Source organism: Streptomyces sp. NPDC006487 (assembly GCF_042870555.1).
Classification (GTDB): Bacteria; Actinomycetota; Actinomycetes; order Streptomycetales; family Streptomycetaceae; genus Streptomyces.
Window position 1 is genome coordinate 351,350 of record NZ_JBIAHN010000006.1, and the last position, 17,426, is coordinate 368,775.

Genomic DNA, 17,426 nt, shown 5'->3' on the forward strand with positions numbered 1-17,426 from the left:
AGGTGTACCCGATGAATGAACAGCTCCTCGCCAAGGCATTCGTCGAACTTGCGGACAACCTGGTCGCGGACTTCGACCTGATCGACTTCCTCCGCATGCTGACCGACAGATGTGTCGGCATGCTCGACGTGAACGCGGCCGGCGTGCTCCTCGCCGACCACAACGGCGAACTCCGCGTGATGGCCGCCTCCGACGAGCAGGTCCGCCTCCTCGAACTGTTTCAGCTCCAGAACGACGAAGGCCCGTGCCTCGAGTGCTTCCACACCGGCGCCCCCGTCACCATCCCGGACCTGAGCACGGAATCCGCCCGCTGGCCGCGCTTCACCGCGCAGGCCCGCCACAGCGGGTACTCGGCGGTCCAGGCCCTGCCGATGCGCCTGCGGGACGAGGTCGTCGGAGCGCTGAACCTGTTCCGCGCCCGTCCCGGCCCCTTCGATCCGGCCGCCACGCCCGTCGCTCAGGCCCTGGCCGACGTCGCCACCATCAGCCTCCTTCAACAACGCTCCTCCCAGCAAAGCACGGTGCTCAACGAGCAGTTGCAGTCCGCGCTGAACAGCCGTGTGCTGATCGAGCAGGCCAAGGGCAAACTCGCCGAACGCCAGGGCATCGGCATGGAGGAGGCCTTCACCGCACTGCGCAGCTACGCCCGCTCGCACAACCGGCGCCTGTCCGACCTGGCCGGCGCTTTCATCGACGGAACCGAACCCCTTGCCGACCTGGCCATCTGACGGTCAGTGCGGTTCTTCGCGGTCGCGGTCGCGGTCGCGGTCTCGGCGGTTTTCACGGCCCTGGCGGCCACGGTGCTGTCGGGCATAGCGGCGGTCCCAGCGGTGCTGCTGGTCACGGTGGTCCCGGTAGTCGCCGTAGTCGTCGTAGCCGTGGCGGTCGCCGTAGCCCCGATGGTCGTCCTGCCGTCCCGAGCCACCTCGCCGTCCACGGTGCACGAGTGTGAAGAGCAATACGGCAGCGGCCACCCACAGCAGGTGGTTGGAGGAGCCGAGGATGAGCAGAGCCACCAAGAGCACGAGAAGCAGTACGGACACGAGCGGTCCCTTCCACAGCGGAACAGATCATCGCTGCCGGGGACCAGGGCTTCACCCCGCAGCCTAGTCTCCCGGGGAGCCCAGCGACAGTCGTCGGGCCCATTGACAGGCGACACCCCCCGGCGTTCACTGACCCAGACGGTGTTGGGCCGTACCGCCCGGAAAGCTCCGGAGCCAGGCCTTCCGACCCTCCGCTTCGCCCGGACCCCGCGGAACGCAGGTATCACCCCCTGTGACCGCTGTGCAGGTCCCGGCCGTGCCCTTCCGGATTTCCTCCTCCTGCCGGCACCAACGCGCCATCAACCGAGGAGAGTCGACGCGTATGCAGCAGAACGACTTACGAGCCGGGGACAGCGGGGAGCCGCCATGTCCAGGGCCGTGATCATCATCGCGGCCCTCGTCGTCGCGACCCTTGTCGTGGTGGCGGCCGTCCTCCTGGCCGCGCTCGGCCACCGCCGGATGGGGGGCGGTCTGAAACGGCGCTTCGGCCCCGAGTACGAACGCCTCGTGACCCGCCACCAAGGGGACACCAAGGCCGCGGACCGAGAACTCGGCCAACGCCTGAAGCAGCACGGATCCGTCAGGGAACGGCCGCTCTCGCCGGGTTCCCGTGAGCAGTACGCGGTCCAATGGGCCGGAATCCAGAAACGGTTCGTCGATTCCCCTCAGGAGGCGGTCGCCGAGGCAGACGCGCTGCTGGCGCGATTGACCGCGGACCGGGGCTTCCCGGCCGACGGGCCGTTCGAAGAGCGGATCGCCGCGCTCTCCGTCCACCACGCGCAGCACGTCGACGGCTATCGCGCCCTGCACGGAGCCGCCCGCGGCCGCGGCAGCACGGAGGAGAACCGCAGGGCCATGACCGGGGCGGGGGAGCTCTTCGACGCGCTGGTCGCAGAGCAGCCGGCCGACTCGGGCCGACACCGTCCACAGCGCGACCACGCCCGGGGAAGCGACCCTCGATGACCTACGACCAGGAACGCGCACAGCAACTCCCGCCCCCCGGTCCGCTCCCCGGACGGCACGATCCGCGTGGGGGCCCGGTTCCACGGCCCCTGCCACCCGAGGGGCCGCCCGAGACCCGCGCGGACATCCCGGCCTTCGTGTCGCTGCTCGCACAGAGCGACCGGGACCGGCTGACCCTCCGCCTCCAGCACGCCCTCGGCACCTTCGTCCGGAGCCCGCGCGAAGCGGTCGACGAAGCCGACACCGCCTTCGCCGACGCCACCACCCGCGTGACAGCAGCGCTCGTCGAGCGCCGACGCGTCATCGACTCCACCCACCGCAACCTCGGATCCGAAGCCGAGACGGAAGACCTGCGACTCGCCCTGCGCCAGTACCGGGAGATCACCTTGCGCCTGTTGCGCATGTGAGCGCTCCCGCTCCGACCGGCCCCTGACAGCCGGCGGGGGCGGCCCGTCCTCCCCGACGGGCCGCCCCCGCCGGCCTCTCGTCGTCATCGCACGAACGAAGCGTGCGGTCCCGACCGGGGTTCACTCGCCGGAATTGGAGCCCACGCCCGGCGTGTGGAACGCGGACCGTACGCAGCGGGCCGCGGTGAATCCGGTCAGGGCTGTGGCTGCTGCCAGCCCGATGCCGGTCGCGTTGAGCGGTTCGGTCTCCAGGATCGACCGGAGTGCGGGGAGGTAGAGCGCCGCTGCTGCGAGGAGGGCGGAGGCGAGGACTGCGCTGGGGAGGAAGAGGTTCTCCCTGGTCAGCAGGCGGGCTCGCAGGCCCAGGACCACTCCGAGCTGGGCGGCGAGCAGGGCGAGGAAGAGCACGCTCTGCCAGGGCAGGTTCCAGGCGCGGGCGAGGAGAGCCGCTGCGAGACAAGAAGCGGTGACCACGGTGGCGAGGAGGAGCAGCCGCTGCCAGGCGCCGGCGCCGAGGATGTGCTGTCCGGGCGGGCGGGGCGGCCTGTTCATGGCACCTGGTGCGACGGGTTCGGCGCCCATGGCCACACCGGTGAGGCCATGGGTGAGGAGGTTGATCCAAAGGATCTGTCCGGCCCGCAGGGGCAGGGGGAGACCGATGAGGGGGCCTGTGAGCATGACGAGGATCTCGGCCGCTCCGCCGGCCAGGCCGTACACGAGGAAGCGCCGGATGTTGTCATAGACGCGGCGTCCCTCCTCGACCGCCGCGACGACCGTGGACAGTTCATCGTCGGTGAGGACGAGGTCGGCGGCCTGGCGCGCGACCTCCGTGCCGCGCGCGCCCATCGCGACGCCGATGTCGGCCTGTCGCAGGGCGGGTCCGTCGTTCACGCCGTCGCCGGTCATCGCGGTGACGGCGCCGTGGGAGCGCCAGGCTTCTACGATGTCCAGCTTCTGCCGCGGAGTCGTACGGGCGAACACCCTGACAGCGGTGAGGTCCGTGACCCGGCCTGAGGCGAGGTCCGCACCTGTGACCACGTCCTCGTGCGAACTACCGGCAGTGAGCAGTCCGACCCGGGTCGCCACGGCGCGCGCGGTGGCGGGGTGGTCGCCGGTGATGAGGACGGGGGTGATGCCCGCGGCCCGGCATGCGGCGATCGTGGCCGCGGCCTCCGTCTTGGGCGGGTCGCTGATGGCGACCAGGCCGAGCAGGTGGAGGCCCGACTCGGCGTCGGCAGGGAGGTCCGGGATGTCCTTTCGCATCCCGGAGGCGATGGCGAGGACACGGAAGCCATGGGCGGCCAGCAGCGCGGCCTGTTGTTGCGCTGTCTGGAGCAGGTCCGTGGGGTCGGCGAGGACGGCGGGGTCGAGGATCGCTTCGGGCGCGCCCTTCAGGCACACGAGCACCCGGTCCTCGGGCGTGGTGTGCAGGGTGGTCATGCGTTTGCGCAGGCTGTCGAAAGGGGCTTCGCCCGCGCGCGGGTGGCTTTCGTGGAGGGTGGCCCGATCGGCACAGCCCGCCTTTGCCGCAGCCGTCAGGAGGGCCGCCTCGGTGGGATCACCCGTGGCGGTCCAGCGGTCGTCAGGCGGGGCAAGTCCCGCCGGTGGCCGGATCGAGGCGTCGTTGCAGAGCGCCGCCGCGGTCAGCAGTTCCCGTAGGCGATCCCATTCCGCCGGCGTCGGGCGTCGGCCGGCGATCAGGACCTCGCCTTCCGGCTCGTAGCCGACGCCGGAAAGATCGGCCGTGGCATGGGGCATCCAGACCTGCTGGACCACCATGCGGCCCTCGGTGAGGGTGCCGGTCTTGTCCGTGGCGAGGACCGATACGGAACCGAGCGTCTCCACGGCGGGAAGGCGGCGTACGAGCGCGTGCCGGGTGGCCATGCGGCGGGCGCCGAGGGCGAGGGCGAGGGTGACGACGGCAGGCAGGGATTCCGGTACCGCGGCGACCGCGAGGCTGATGGCGGTCACTGCCATGATCCCGACGGGCTGGCCTTGCAGGAGGCCGAGTACGAAGACGACCAGGCAGAGTCCGAGGGTGGCAGCGGCAAGGATCCGGCCGAAGGAGGCGAGGCGGTGTTGCAGCGGGGTCGGCTCCCGTCCGCCGTCGAGGAGGGCGGCGATACGGCCGAGTGCGCTGGCCGCGCCGGTCGCCCGTACGGTGGCCACGCCTCTCCCCCGTACGACGACCGTTCCGGCGCTCAGGGTCGTACCCGGATCCTTGTCCACCGCGACGGACTCGCCGGTGAGCATGGACTCGTCGACGAGGAGGGCCGATGCCTCGGTGAGTTCGGCGTCGGCGGCGACGATGTCGCCTTCGCCGAGGAGGAGCACGTCACCGGGTACGACGTCGGTGGCGGGGACTTCGCGTGGCGTGCCCTCCCTCAGTACGCGTGCTCCCGGGGCCGACATGGCCGAGAGGGCGGCCACCGCGTTGTCGGCGCGGATCTCCTGGGTCACGCCGACGGTGGTGTTGAAGAGGATCACCAGGCCGATGACGATGGAGTCGGCGTGGTCGCCGATGGCGATCGTGAGCAGGACCGCGCCGATCAGGACCATGACCAGGGGGTCTCGGAGCTGTGCCAAGACCCGTGCGTACAGGGGTGTCGGCGACTGGGCGGCGATTTCGTTGCGGCCGTGTTCGACGAGGCGGCGCTCGGCTTCCCGTTCCGTGAGTCCGCCGGGCTTCGGCGGGGCGGCGGGTGCTTGGCTGGCCGCGGGCGCGGACATCAGGCCCCTTGCGCGACGGGGACCGTGACGACGGGGCAGTGCGCCCGGTGCAGCAGTCCGTGGACGACGGAGCCGAGCCGCATGCCGGTGTAGCCCCCGTTACCGCGGCGGCCCAGCACCAGGGCCAGGGCGTGTTCGGCTGCCTTCGCGAGCTCCTCGACCGGGTGGCCTGCGAGCACTTCGTGGGTGAGTGCGACGTCCGGGTACTTCTCCGTCCAGCCGGCAACGGTCTCGGACAGCATGCGGCGCTGCGCCTGGAGACCGACGTTCTTGTCCTGGAACGAGAGCAGGGGCTGGTGCCACACCGAGATCGCCCGCAGGGCGCATCCGCGTACGCTCGCTTCCTCGAAGGCCACGGCCAGCGCCGCCTTCGACGACTCGCTGCCGTCGACCGCGACGACCATGTACGGCGACTGCTGGCTGACGTGCTCCGCATCACCGACGACCACGACCGGACAGTGTGCCTGCGCGACGACGGGCACCACCAGCGAACCGGCACTGAGGAACTCCTCGGTGCGGCTGAGGTGTCGCGAGCCGAGCACCAGCATGGGGGCCTTCAGGGAAAGCCGGCCGAGTACGGGGGCCGGAAGCCCGTCGAGCAGGTGGGCGGACGGTTCGAGATCCGGGTGACGCGAGCGCGTCCACACGGCGGCCGCTTCGAGGGTTTCCGATCCGGTCCGGCGCAGGTCGATGCGGTGCGTGGTCCCGTCGGCGTGCTGGGTGTCGTGTTGCGGTGGCACCGCCAGTACGAGACCCAGTCCCAGTGCCCGGCGGTGCGCCTCGTCGGCGGCCCAGGCCAGGGCCATGTGCCAGTCCCTGACCGGGTCGATGCCGACGACGATCTCACGGCCTGTCATGTTCTCCCTCACGACTCGCTCCCCTGATCGTTGCCGTGCCGCGGGATGAGCAGCACGGGACAGCGCGCGTGGTGCAGGAGGCTGTGGGTCACGTGCCCCAGCGTCGGGCCCATGTAGCCCGGCGAGCGCCTCCCGCCGACGACCAGCAGGTCCGCGTCCTGCGAGGCTTCGGCCAGTACACCGGCCACCGAGAAGCTCTTCTCCAGGTCCGCGTGCACGGTCAGGTCCGGGAACTCCTCGCGGATCAGGCCCGCCATGGCCGTAAGACGCTGTGCGTGCCGGCCGCTGATCTCCTCGACGTCGTCGAGCATGCTCACGACGTTGCCCACGGACTCCAGCAGGTTCCATACGTGCATCAGCCGCAGCGACGCCTTGCGCAGCCCGGCTTCGCACGCCGCGTACCGGACGCAGTCGAGGTCCTGTTCGTCGCGGACACCCGCCAGCACGCTGCCCGTCTCGACCCGCGGGTCCGTACCCCGCACCACGGCCAAGGGCGTGGTGGCACTCGCGGCGGCCTTGAGTCCGGCGGAGCCGAGCATCAGCGAGGTGAACCCGCCGAGACCGCGGCTGCCGACGACGATCGTGTCGTGGACGCCGGCGGCCCGGTGGAGGCTGGGTACGGGTGCGCTGCGGCTGAACTCCGTGGTGACGTGCAGATCGGGGTGGAGTTCCGCCACCGCCGCGGCGGTGTCATCGAGTAGTTCGCGGCCTGCTGCGCGGACCCGTTCAAGGGTTTCCGCCGATGCGTAGACGGCTCTGCTGTCCGTGTCGGCGGCGTGGAGGATGTGCAGGGTGCTCCCCCGCCGTGCGGCTTCGGCCGCGGCCCACAGGACTGCCCCGCGTGCGGGATCCGACCCGTCGACGCCGACGATGACCGTCCCGAGTTCCGGACCGGCAGTGATGCCTTCCATGGTTTCTCCTGATCGAGGGCCATCGTGCTTGCCCTCTCACGCTGGCATCGCGGGCGCATGGTCGGCGAGGGCCATAGGGGCCAGGGCAAGGGCCGACTGGTCCCTCCCCGACTCCGGGAACATGCACAAGCCTCCGCGGACGGACCCGGTCAGCCCTCGTACGGGACCGTTCGGCCCTCGATACGGATGCCGGTGGGGCGGATGGTGGCTGGTACGGGTGGTGCACACCAACCCTCAGCTCCCCTGCATGACGACGTACAGGAGGCCCGCTCGTGAGGCACACCCAGGTCGGCGAGGTGATGACGGCAGATGTCGTCTCGGTGGACCGTTCGGCGACGTTCAGACAGATCGCCAAGCTCCTCGCCGACTACGACATCACCGGACTGCCCGTCGTGGACGAGGACGACCGGGTGGTCGGCGTCGTCTCCGAGAGCGATCTGCTCGCCCGCAAGGCCCTGACGGCCGCGGACATCATGTCGGCTCCCGCTGTCACGGTCCACGCTCAGGACAACGTCTCGGAGGCCGGGCAGCTCATGACACGCCTCGGCCTGCAACGCCTTCCGGTCACCGACGAGCAAGAACGTCTCATCGGCATCGTCACCCGGCGCGACCTCCTGCGCGTCTTCCTGCGCCCCGATGCCGAGATACGGCGGCAGGTGAGCGAGGACGTGCTGTCCGGCAGCATCGGGGCGCCCACGGGGGCGGTGGACATCCACGTCCTGGACGGTGTCGTGACCCTCGCGGGCCGGCTGGAACGGCAGAGCCAGGTCCCCCTCGCTCTGCGGCTCACCGCACGACTGGACGGTGTCGTCGCCGTGGTGGACGAGCTCACCGCCCGCACGGACGACTCCCGTCTGATCCCGCCGGAGCGCGGAGCGCAGCCCATCACCTGGTGACCGCGGAACACCCCGCGCAGCCTGAGGAGGCCACCGTCATGAACCACCACGTAACCGTCGGCGTCGATGGCACCCCCCAGAGCCTGGCCGCAGCCCGCTGGGCGGCCCGCGAGGCCACGCTTCGACAGGCCCCTCTACGGATCGTCCATGCCGAGGACTGGTCCTCCGGCACGCTGATACCCGAGCTGGACCCCGGGACGCGCGACCGGTGGGCCGACGAGGTCCTGGGCTCCGCCACCGACGAGCTGAAGCAGGCGTATCCCCGCCTGGAGATCTCCACGCGTCGCCTCTCGGGCAGGCCTTCCACGGCTCTGGCGGCAGAGGCCGAGAGCGCCGGCCTCCTGGTCCTCGGCTCCCGCGGGCTGGGCAGTGTGGTGGGCTTCATCGTCGGCTCCGTGAGCCTGTCCACCCTCACGGCCACCGAGACCCCCGTCGTCCTCGTACGGGCGGAGGAGGGCGGGGGCGAGAACGCGGCCCGCACCCCGTACCGCGAGATCGTCGTGGGCGTCGACATCCACCAGGCCTGCGACAGGGTCCTGGCCTTCGCCTTCGAAGAAGCCGCGCGTCGCGACTGCGCGTTGCGGGCGGTGCACGGCTGGAAGCTCCCTCCCACGTCCGGCTACTCGCCCGTCCTCAATCCCTCGGTCGCGCGCGAGGTCGACCGCACCGTCGCCCAGATGCTCGACGACATGCTCATGCCGTGGCGGCTGAAGTTCCCGGACGTGCGGCTCGAGGAGAGGACGTTCATCGGATCGGCGGGACGGGAGCTCGTCCAGGCCACCACGGGCGCGGACCTCGTCGTCATCGGACGCCGCATCCGCCGCTCCCCCATGGGCACGCACCTCGGCCCGGTCGCCCACGCCGTGCTTCACCACACGGCCGCACCCGTCGCCGTACTCGCCCACGACTGACCGCTTGGCTTCATCGCGCCGTGCTGCGCGTCACGGCCGGCCTCCGAGGCGGCGCGATCGCGCACACGGTCCTGCGCCACGCCACCTCGCCCGTCGCCGTCATCGCCCACGAGTGAACGCACCCGCGTTCGGCCCCCTCGGGCCGGGCCGGCCACGAGGGAGATCTCCGCGAAGGCGGCGGGTCCAGTCCACGGGAAGCCGGAACCAATGCTCGTCTCCGGCCGCCACCACGACGGCCTGTTCGCCGGGCAGCATGAGGGCCAGAGGACCGTGGCGGGATTCCGGCACGGTGATGCCGAACCTGCCGTGGAGCAGTCGGACACGGACACCGTGGTGGCCCCGGTGGCAGAGCGTGAAGGAGACCGGCTCGATCTCCCGTAGGGGGACGGGATCGATGTACAGGCCCTCGGGGCCGGTCTCCAGGCCCGTGACTCCGCGCTCCGCGAGGTCCAGGGTGCCGGCCATGGCACCCAGGTGGATCCCCTCCCCGGTGGTCCCGCCCTGAATGTCCGTGACGTCGCCGAGGAGTGCCTCCTCGCAGTACTTCCAGGCGTCCGGATCATGCTGGCGGGCCAGCACCCATCCGTGGACGAGGCTGCTGAGCGTCGATCCGTGGCTGGTGCGCGGCAGGTAGTACGCGACGGTCGCGCGCCAGACCGCATCGTCGAGCCGGTAGCCGAGCCGGGCGAACAGGCCGTACAGCTCGGCGGGCCGGAAGAGGTAACCGAGCATGATCACATCGGCCTGTTTCGACGCCTGGTAGCGGTTGACCGTATCCCCTTCGGCTTCCAGGATCCGGTCGAGTCGGCGCACGTCGCCGTACCGGGCACGGTAGGCCGCCCAGTCCAGCTCGGCCAGGTCCCCGTATCCCTCGAACTGGCTGATGACTCCCCGGTGGAACGGGACGTACAGGCGGCGGGACACCTCTTCCCAGTGCTCCAGCGCGCCGCGGTCCAGGGCGAGCCGCTGGGTCAGTTCCGTCCGTCGAGCGGGGGGCAGTTCGTCGAGCAGTTCGAGCCCCTGGTGGATCACCCAGGCGGCCATGACGTTGGTGTAGGCGTTGTCGTCGATCCCGGGGTCCGTCGCCTCGGGATAGGCGTCGTGGTACTCGTCCGGGCCCAGCACACCGCGGATGCGGTAGCGCCCCCGTTGCGCGTCGTAGACGGCGGCGCCGGCCCAGAAGCGGGCGATCTCGAGCAGGAGTTCCGCGCCGGGGCCGTGCAGGAAGCCGGTGTCCCCGGTGGCCCGCCCGTAACGACAGACGTTCAGGGCTATGGCGGAGCCGACATGGCGCTGCAGGTGCGAGTGGTCGGGCAGCCAGCGGCCCGACCGGGGATTGAGGTGCAGGGCCTGGCTCTCCTCCTGTCCAGAACTTCCGCTCTGCCAGGGGAACATCGCTCCGCTCTGCCCTGCCAGCCGGGCGGCATCGCGGGCGGCCGGCAGCCGTCGATGGCGGTACATGAGCAGGGCCCGCGCGACCTCCGGGAAGTGCAGCGTGACGTAGGGCAGGACGAAGAGTTCGTCCCAGAAGACGTGACCCCGGTAGGCCTCACCGTGCAGGCCCCGCGCGGGGACACCCACGTCCAGCTCGGCGGTGTGCGGGGAGAGCGTCTGGAGCACATGGAAGAGGTGGAGGCGCAGGATCCGGCCCGTCTCCCCCGACACGGTCAACTCGCCTTGCTCCCAGAGCCGTTCCCAGGCCGAGCGTTGGGACGTGAGCAGTGCCGGGAATCCGGGTGCCCGTGAAGCGTGTTCGATCGCGCGCGGCAGGAGGTCTCCGGCCGGCCTGTCGAGGGAGGTGTACAGGGCCGCGGTCTTCACCACCGTCGCGGACCGTCTGGGAGCCACGGGCAGTCTGTACGTCTGCACCGTCCCGGCCGCGGTGTGGCTCGTCATGACGGGTGCGCGAGGCCGGGTGACCGTCCTGACGGCAAGGCCGATTTCGGTGCGGGAGGAGGTGGTGCGGCAGGCGATCCATGCGACGCCGTGCGGCGCGAAACCCGTCCGATGGTCCGTGAGGTGGTGGCCGTCGAGCCCGCCGTAGCGTTCCACTCCCGCGTTGGCCACGTCTCCGTCCAGCCCTGATTCCACTTCGATCCGGCCGCTCCATCCGTACGCGTGGAAGGTGGTCCGCTGGGCCGCGAGATAGGGGTCTGCCATGTGCACGACGCGGACGTGGGTGACGCCGAGGCGGCGGCCGCGGCCGTCCTGGAAGAGCATGTGCCGGGTGAGCGTCCCTCGGCGCAGGTCGAGTACCACCTTGTAGTGCAGCATGCCGGGGTCGTCGGGAGTCAGCCAGTCGCCCTGGAGACCGTCGTCGGTGATGCACCGGTACCGCAGCGCCGTCCAGTTGGGCAGGTTGACCATGTCCTCGTTGTCGACCTGTTGTCCGGCCACGTGCGAGGTGAGCCGGTTGCAGCAGCCGGCGGCGTACGTGGCGGGATAGTGCACGGGGCCCGCCGGGGTCTCGGGGGCCGCGCCGCGCGTGGCGAACCTTCCGTTGCCCAGTGTGCACAGGGCTTCGACCAGGCGCTCCGTCGGGGGGTCGTAGTGGTCGTACTCCCAGGTCCACGAGTCGGTCACGGTCGTGCCCCGCAGACGAGGTCGGCGACCGTGAGGAGTTCGGCGGCGACCAGGTCCGCCCCGCATTCCCGTAGGGCCCGTGCCGTGTCGGGGTTCTTCGTCCGGTCGAGGCCGATGACGAGGCCGAAGTGGCCGCGTCGGCCTGCTTCGACACCTGCGAGGGCGTCTTCCACCACCGCACAGCGGGTGGGGTCCATCCCGAGCCGTACGGCCGCTTCGAGGAACAGAGCGGGGTCCGGCTTGCCCGCGAGCCCCAGGTCGGCAGCGTCCGTACCGTCCACCACAGCGTCGAAGCAGCCCAGAAGGGAGGCTGATCCGAGAAGCGGCCGGGCATGCCGGGAGGCCGATACGGCGGCACAGCACACGCCGTGCGCCCGCAGCCGGGCGAGCGCCGGAGCGACGTCGGTGAAGGCATGGACGGCCCCGGACTCCAGCGTGCTGACGAACGCCGCCTCCTTGCGCGCGGCCACCGCCCAGACCGTGTCGTTGCCCGGTGCGCCGTCGGGGCTGCCGGTCGGCAGGCCGATGCCACGGGAGTTCAGAAAGGAACTCGCCCCGTCCAGCCGGGGTTTGCCGTCGACCCACTGACGGTACTCGCGGTCCGCGTCGAAGGGAGGCTGCCGCCCGTTCCCGGACGCGGCCCAGGCATCCAGGCAGCTGTCGAAGGCAGTCTTCCAGGCCACGGCGTGCAGCCGCGCCGAGTCGAGCAGTACCCCGTCAGTGTCGAACACGACGGCATGCGGGGCGCTCACCCGGATCCCACACGACGGCCGGTCATCCTGGTGGGGGTAATGGACATCCAGTGCGTGCGGGGTCCACCGGCCCAGGGGAGCGAGCGGGCGACCGCATACAGGTGGCTGACTCGCGCCCCGTCCGTGACACCGGACACCTCACCGACGGCCATGACGCTCCAGCCCTCTCGCATCGCGTCGTCGATGTGGTCCACCTCGAAGGCGACCTCGGTCCCGGACGCCTCGGCGAGCCGCGAGTCGGCCGCCGTGCGGAACGCGATCTCGTTTCCCACAACGACATAGTTGACGGGGAAGACGGCAAGCCCTTCCATGCCGGAGAACCCGACCCGGCCGATGCCGTGGGTGGAGAGCAGGCGGAGGCACTCGGCCTCGCTCAGCACCGTCGACTCGGAACCGCGCATCGCGGTCCCCATGCCGGGGGGACTGTCGGTCGTTCTCCCGGTCAGCTCTGCAACGGTGGTCACCAGCCCGTCCGCGAGACCCACGAGCATGCCCATGCTGGGCGCCGCCGCCCGCTCCTCCACGTAGGCGATGTACGACGCGGCGGCTCCGCAGCGCTCCCCGAGTTCTTCACGCGTGAGTCCCAGCTCTTCGCGGCGGGCGCTCACGCGTCGTCCGAGGTCACCACGGGCAGCCGGAACCTTGATCGGGGACGCATCTGCCGTGCTCTCTCTCATGATCGTCACACCCTTGCGGTTCGTGGCCGGTACGGGAACTTGGCGACGCCTTGGGCGCCAACCTCAGGCTGTACCCGCTACGGGTGCGCGGACAGGGGCCGGATGGTCCCCTACCAGGGCCTGTCGGGCCCATGCGGCCCTCTCCTCGGGGTGTGACGGTCGACCGTGAACAGGGCTGAAAGCGGTCGTGCCCAAGTCCGGGGAGGCCGTCTTGGTCCGCTGACCGGGCCTGCACAGAACCTGACCGGGGCCGTCATGCGCACTGCGGACCTGACCTCTTCACTGGGCACAAGACCCTCGGCCGCTGTCTGACTCCGGAACCAGTCGGCGGTGAAGTTCCGTGGTCATCGCGTGGATGGCACGGGTCAGTTCCGTATTGGTCTTGAGTTCCAGCTCCTGCTCGACGAAATCGTGGTCGGCCTTCGCCTGCTGGAACGCTGCCTGCCGGTTCTGTCCGATCATCACGAACGTCGACAGGAAGATCGCCTCCAGGGAGACGACGAGCGTCAGCATCGGCCAGGGATTCGCCTCCACGAACAGCATCCAGAGGGCGAAGCCGATCGCGTGGAGGTAGACGAACGGCATGGAGCCGGCGAACTTCGTGATCGCGTCAGCGACGCGCAACTGGACGTCGGCGGCCTGACTCGTGCGGTGTGCGACGACAACCGGATGGTGCCGCGCCTCGTCCTCGGTTGCGTTCACCTGCCTGCCTCCTCGGGACGAACACCCGTGACACGGCTCTGTGTCCCGCATCGTCTCAAAACCATCGGCCCTTCTCCGCGTACCGCCGGAGCCCGCCGTCGGCCGGGGCGGCGTGACCCGGCAGAGACCCGGCCGCCCACACTCCACCCGCCGCCGACGGCGCAGAAGGGGCCGACCGGCCCCATGTGGGGGCCGGTCCTGCCCTTCCCGCCTCCGGCCCCGTAGGAGCACGGTTCACCCATCGGCTCAACCGGCGCATGCCCCTACCTGCGGTTTGAAGGAGCGCTCATGACCACCACGTACCGGATCCCGGAGCTGGACGCGCACTGGCGTGCCGCGAACTACCTGGCCGTCGGCCAGATCTACCTCATGGACAACCCGCTGCTCGCCGAGCCGCTGCGGCCGGAGCACATCAAGCCGCGACTGCTCGGCCACTGGGGCACCGCCCCCGGCCTGAACCTCGTCCACACCCACCTGAACCGGGTGATCAAGGAGCGCTCCCTGGAGGCCCTGTGCGTCTGGGGACCCGGCCACGGCGGGGCGGCCGTCCTCGCCAACTCCTGGCTGGAGGGCTCGTACAGCGAGACCTACCCGGACATCGGCCGGGACGCGGACGGGATGCGCAGGCTGTTCCGCCAGTTCTCCTTCCCCGGCGGCGTGCCGAGTCACGTCGCGCCGGAAACGCCGGGCTCCGTCCATGAGGGCGGTGAGCTCGGTTACTCGCTGGCCCACGCTTACGGAGCAGCCTTCGACCATCCCGGCCTGCTGGTGGCCTGCGTCATCGGCGACGGCGAGGCGGAGACGGGGCCGCTGGCCGCCTCCTGGCACTCGAACAAGTTCCTGGACCCGGTCCACGACGGCGCCGTCCTGCCGATCCTGCACCTCAACGGATACAAGATCGCCAATCCGACCGTGCTGTCGCGGATCCCCGAGCAGGAGCTCGACGCACTGCTGCGCGGCTACGGGCACGAGCCCCTCTACGTCTCCGGCAGCGACCCCGCCCTCGTCCACCCGGCCATGGCCGGAGCCATGGACCGGGCCCTCGACCGCATCCACGCCATCCAGCGGGAAGCCCGGGCCGCAGGCACGGATCCGGGCGCTGAGCGTGCGCCCTGGCCGATGATCGTTCTGCGGACTCCCAAGGGCTGGACGGGTCCCGCGGCCGTCGACGGGCAACCCGTCGAGGGCACCTGGCGCGCGCATCAGGTGCCGCTCGCAGGGGTGCGCGAGAACCCCGAACACCTGAGGCAGTTGGAGAGCTGGATGCGTTCCTACCGGCCGGAGGAGCTCTTCGACGCCGAGGGCCGCCCCGTCTCCTCCGTACGGGCCTGCGTACCGGAGGGGGAGCGCCGGCTGGGCGCGAGCCCGTACGCCAACGGCGGCCGGCTGCTGCGCTCGCTTCCCCTGCCCGCACTGGACGCGTGGGCCGTCCCCGTGGAGAAGCCCGGAAGCACCCTGCACGAGCCGACCCGAGTCCTTGGCCGCTACCTCGCGCAGGTCATGAGGGACACGGCGGAACGACGGGACTTCCGGGTCGTCGGGCCGGACGAGACGGCGAGCAACCACCTCGACGACCTGTACGACGTCACCGGCAAGGCCTGGCAGAACATGACCGAGCCCACCGACCAGAACCTGTCCCGCGACGGCCGGGTCATGGAGATCCTCTCCGAGCACGTGTGCCAGGGCTGGCTGGAGGGATACCTCCTCACCGGCCGCCACGGACTGTTCTCCACCTACGAGGCCTTCGCCCACATCGTCGACTCCATGGTCGGCCAGCACATCAAGTGGTTGAAGAACGCCCGCGAGCTGAGCTGGCGCGCGCCCATCGCGTCCCTCAACTACCTGCTCACGTCGCACGTCTGGCGGCAGGACAGCAACGGCTTCTCCCACCAGGACCCCGGATTCGTCGACCACGTCCTCAACAAGAGCCCCGAGGTCGTACGGGTCTACCTGCCGCCGGACGCCAACACCCTCCTCGCGGTGGCCGATCACGCGCTGCGCAGCCGTGACCAGGTGAACGTGATCGTCGCGGGCAAGCAGCCCTGCTTCGACTGGCTGCCCATCGGGGAGGCCCGCGCGCACGTGGCTCGCGGCGCCGGAGTCTGGGAGTGGGCGGGGACCGACCACGGATCCCACGCGCCGGACGTCGTGCTCGGCTGCGCCGGCGACGTGCCCACCATGGAGGTTCTGGCCGCCGCGGCCCTGCTCCGCGAGCACCTGCCCTCGCTGGCCGTCCGGGTCGTCAACGTCGTCGACATCGCCCGGCTGATGCCCCACGAGGAGCACCCGCACGGCATGACCGACACCGAGTACAACGGCCTCTTCACCACCGACCGGCCGGTGGTCTTCGCGTACCACGGCTATCCGTGGCTGATCCACCGCCTCGCCTACCGCCGGCCCGGCCATCCCAACCTGCATGTGCGCGGCTACAAGGAGTCCGGTACGACCACGACGCCCTTCGACATGGTCGTACGCAACGACCTCGACCGGTACCGGCTCGTCATGGACGTCATCGACCGCGTCCCCGGCCTCGCCGGCCGCGCGGCGGCCCTGCGCCAGACCATGGGCGACCAGCGGATCCGCCACCACGACTGGATCCGCGCCCACGGAACCGACCTGCCGGAAGTCGCCGACTGGTCCTGGCCCTACTGATCGTCCCGCCCGGGGCGGTACGGGTGGGCCGCCCGGGTCGGGGAAGGTACCGAACGGCCCTTCCCGGGCCGGCCGCCAACGACGGAGGGTGGAAGCGGACCCGAACGGAGAACCGCCATGAGCACCTCTTCCCCCCACCGGCTCACCTCCTCCCCCATCCGCTTCGACCACGCCCTCTCCCCGGAACACTGCGGCAGTCTGCTGGCCCTGGCCCACGAGGCGAACTTCGACGCCGGCGCGCGACTGTTCAACCAGGGCGGGCACGCCGACCGGTTCTGGGTCGTCCGGTCGGGCAGCGTCGGCATGGACGTGCACGTACCCGGCAGGCAGGCCGCGGTGGTCGAGACGGCCGGTCCCGGCGAGCTCGTCGGCTGGTCCTGGCTGTTCCGTCCCTACACCTGGCACTTCGGCGCCGAGGCCATGACGCCGGTGCGCACGGACGAGTTCGATGCCGCCGCCGTGCGGGCGCTGATGGACTCCGACCCCGGGCTCACCTCCGCAATGTGGCAATGGGTGGGGCAGGTGCTCGCCCACCGACTCGTCTCCGCCCGGGTCCGGCTCCTCGACCTGTACGCGCCCCACGGCAGCGGAAGCCGCATCTGAGACAATTGTCCCCAGACGTATCCGACCCGAGGGTGTGGCGTGGATGTCCGATGCACCAGCTGCCTCCCCGGCGCCCATCCGGGTGTTCCTCCTCGACGACCACGAGGTCGTCCGGCGCGGACTGCACGACCTGCTGGACTCCGAGCCTGACATCGAGGTGGTGGGTGAGGCGGCGACGGCCGCGCAGGCCCTGGCCCGGGGGCCCGCCCTGCGGCCCGACGTAGCCGTGCTGGACGTACGACTGCCCGACGGCGACGGCATCAGCGTCTGTCGCGAGCTGCGCTCGCGCATGCCTGACCTCGCCTGCCTCATGCTGACGTCCTTCGACGACGAGGACGCCCTGCTCGACGCCATCATGGCGGGCGCGGCCGGGTACGTACTGAAGCAGATCAGGGGTTCGGACCTGGTCGCCGCCATTCGGACGGTGGCGACGGGCCAGTCGATGCTCGACCCCGCGACGACGGCCCGTCTGATGAGTTCACTCCGGGACCCGACCGCCGGAAAACCGCCCGGGGACAAGCGACTGACGGTGCTCTCCGAGCGCGAGCGAGCCGTACTCGAACTGATCGGCGAAGGCCTCACCAACCGTCAGATCGGAAAACGGCTCTTCCTGTCCGAGAAGACGGTCAAGAACCACATCTCGCGGCTGCTCGCCAAGCTGGGCGTCGAACGCCGCGTGCAGGCCGCCGTCATCGCCGCCGAGGTGCGCGAGCACGACGAGACCGGCCGCTGAGGGCCG

16 protein-coding genes are annotated in these 17,426 nt (G+C 70.7%); 8 read left to right on the forward strand and 8 right to left on the reverse strand.

Annotated features, from left to right (window positions below; translation table 11 throughout):
* The first annotated feature begins 11 nt into the window (after positions 1-11).
* Entirely contained in the window at positions 12-728 is a 717-nt protein-coding gene (locus ACFYM0_RS12825) for a GAF and ANTAR domain-containing protein (RefSeq protein ID WP_388500068.1), read from the forward strand.
* A gap of 3 nt (positions 729-731) precedes the next feature.
* On the opposite strand, the gene ACFYM0_RS12830 is transcribed toward ACFYM0_RS12825, so the two are convergent.
* Positions 732-1,043: a hypothetical protein gene (locus tag ACFYM0_RS12830; protein ID WP_388500070.1), complete on the reverse strand. Its 312-nt coding sequence runs from the start codon at positions 1,041-1,043 to the stop codon at positions 732-734.
* 366 nt (positions 1,044-1,409) lie between these two features.
* On the opposite strand from ACFYM0_RS12830, the gene ACFYM0_RS12835 reads away from it, so the two are divergent.
* On the forward strand, positions 1,410-2,006 hold the full coding sequence (locus tag ACFYM0_RS12835) for a hypothetical protein (protein WP_388500073.1): 597 nt from the start codon (positions 1,410-1,412) through the stop codon (positions 2,004-2,006).
* Between the two features lie 137 nt (positions 2,007-2,143).
* Entirely contained in the window at positions 2,144-2,413 is a 270-nt protein-coding gene (locus tag ACFYM0_RS12840) for a hypothetical protein (protein ID WP_388500075.1), read from the forward strand.
* Between the two features lie 120 nt (positions 2,414-2,533).
* On the opposite strand, the gene ACFYM0_RS12845 is transcribed toward ACFYM0_RS12840, so the two are convergent.
* Genes ACFYM0_RS12845 through ACFYM0_RS12855 form a run of 3 tightly spaced genes read right to left on the reverse strand, consistent with a single transcriptional unit; the run spans position 2,534 to position 6,911 of the window.
* The gene (locus ACFYM0_RS12845) at positions 2,534-5,143 is read right to left on the reverse strand and encodes a cation-translocating P-type ATPase (RefSeq protein WP_388500078.1); all 2,610 of its coding nucleotides are present in this window, start codon (positions 5,141-5,143) and stop codon (positions 2,534-2,536) included.
* The gene (locus tag ACFYM0_RS12850; protein WP_388500081.1) at positions 5,143-6,000 is read right to left on the reverse strand and encodes a universal stress protein; all 858 of its coding nucleotides are present in this window, start codon (positions 5,998-6,000) and stop codon (positions 5,143-5,145) included. Before ACFYM0_RS12850 ends, ACFYM0_RS12845 begins: the two co-directional genes overlap by 1 nt.
* Before the next feature lie 8 nt (positions 6,001-6,008).
* Entirely contained in the window at positions 6,009-6,911 is a 903-nt protein-coding gene (locus tag ACFYM0_RS12855) for a universal stress protein (protein WP_388500083.1), read from the reverse strand.
* A gap of 272 nt (positions 6,912-7,183) precedes the next feature.
* On the opposite strand from ACFYM0_RS12855, the gene ACFYM0_RS12860 reads away from it, so the two are divergent.
* Positions 7,184-7,807: a CBS domain-containing protein gene (locus ACFYM0_RS12860; protein WP_388500085.1), complete on the forward strand. Its 624-nt coding sequence runs from the start codon at positions 7,184-7,186 to the stop codon at positions 7,805-7,807.
* 38 nt (positions 7,808-7,845) lie between these two features.
* Positions 7,846-8,718, forward strand: coding sequence for a universal stress protein (locus ACFYM0_RS12865; RefSeq protein WP_388500088.1), 873 nt, complete (start codon positions 7,846-7,848; stop codon positions 8,716-8,718).
* A 99-nt stretch (positions 8,719-8,817) separates the two neighbouring features.
* On the opposite strand, the gene ACFYM0_RS12870 is transcribed toward ACFYM0_RS12865, so the two are convergent.
* From ACFYM0_RS12870 to ACFYM0_RS12885, 4 genes are all read right to left on the reverse strand, one after another.
* Positions 8,818-11,301, reverse strand: coding sequence for a glycoside hydrolase family 65 protein (locus ACFYM0_RS12870; RefSeq protein ID WP_388500091.1), 2,484 nt, complete (start codon positions 11,299-11,301; stop codon positions 8,818-8,820).
* The gene (locus tag ACFYM0_RS12875; RefSeq protein WP_388500093.1) at positions 11,298-12,032 is read right to left on the reverse strand and encodes an HAD-IA family hydrolase; all 735 of its coding nucleotides are present in this window, start codon (positions 12,030-12,032) and stop codon (positions 11,298-11,300) included. Before ACFYM0_RS12875 ends, ACFYM0_RS12870 begins: the two co-directional genes overlap by 4 nt.
* Positions 12,033-12,049: 17 nt before the next feature.
* A complete protein-coding gene (locus ACFYM0_RS12880; protein ID WP_388500096.1) occupies positions 12,050-12,730 on the reverse strand; it encodes a helix-turn-helix domain-containing protein in 681 nt (226 codons plus the stop codon).
* A gap of 279 nt (positions 12,731-13,009) precedes the next feature.
* Positions 13,010-13,432 carry a DUF1003 domain-containing protein gene (locus tag ACFYM0_RS12885; protein ID WP_388500098.1) on the reverse strand — a complete coding sequence of 141 codons (423 nt, stop codon included), beginning with the start codon at positions 13,430-13,432 and terminating at the stop codon, positions 13,010-13,012.
* 288 nt (positions 13,433-13,720) lie between these two features.
* Here ACFYM0_RS12885 and ACFYM0_RS12890 point away from each other — a divergent pair, with 288 nt between their 5' ends.
* The 3 genes from ACFYM0_RS12890 (at position 13,721) to ACFYM0_RS12900 (ending at position 17,420) form a co-directional block, all read left to right on the forward strand.
* Positions 13,721-16,084 carry a phosphoketolase gene (locus tag ACFYM0_RS12890; protein WP_388500101.1) on the forward strand — a complete coding sequence of 788 codons (2,364 nt, stop codon included), beginning with the start codon at positions 13,721-13,723 and terminating at the stop codon, positions 16,082-16,084.
* A 117-nt stretch (positions 16,085-16,201) separates the two neighbouring features.
* Positions 16,202-16,687, forward strand: coding sequence for a Crp/Fnr family transcriptional regulator (locus ACFYM0_RS12895; protein WP_388500103.1), 486 nt, complete (start codon positions 16,202-16,204; stop codon positions 16,685-16,687).
* Between the two features lie 43 nt (positions 16,688-16,730).
* Positions 16,731-17,420, forward strand: a complete 690-nt coding sequence (locus ACFYM0_RS12900) for a response regulator (RefSeq protein ID WP_388500105.1) — start codon at positions 16,731-16,733, stop codon at positions 17,418-17,420.
* The last annotated feature ends 6 nt before the right edge of the window (positions 17,421-17,426 follow it).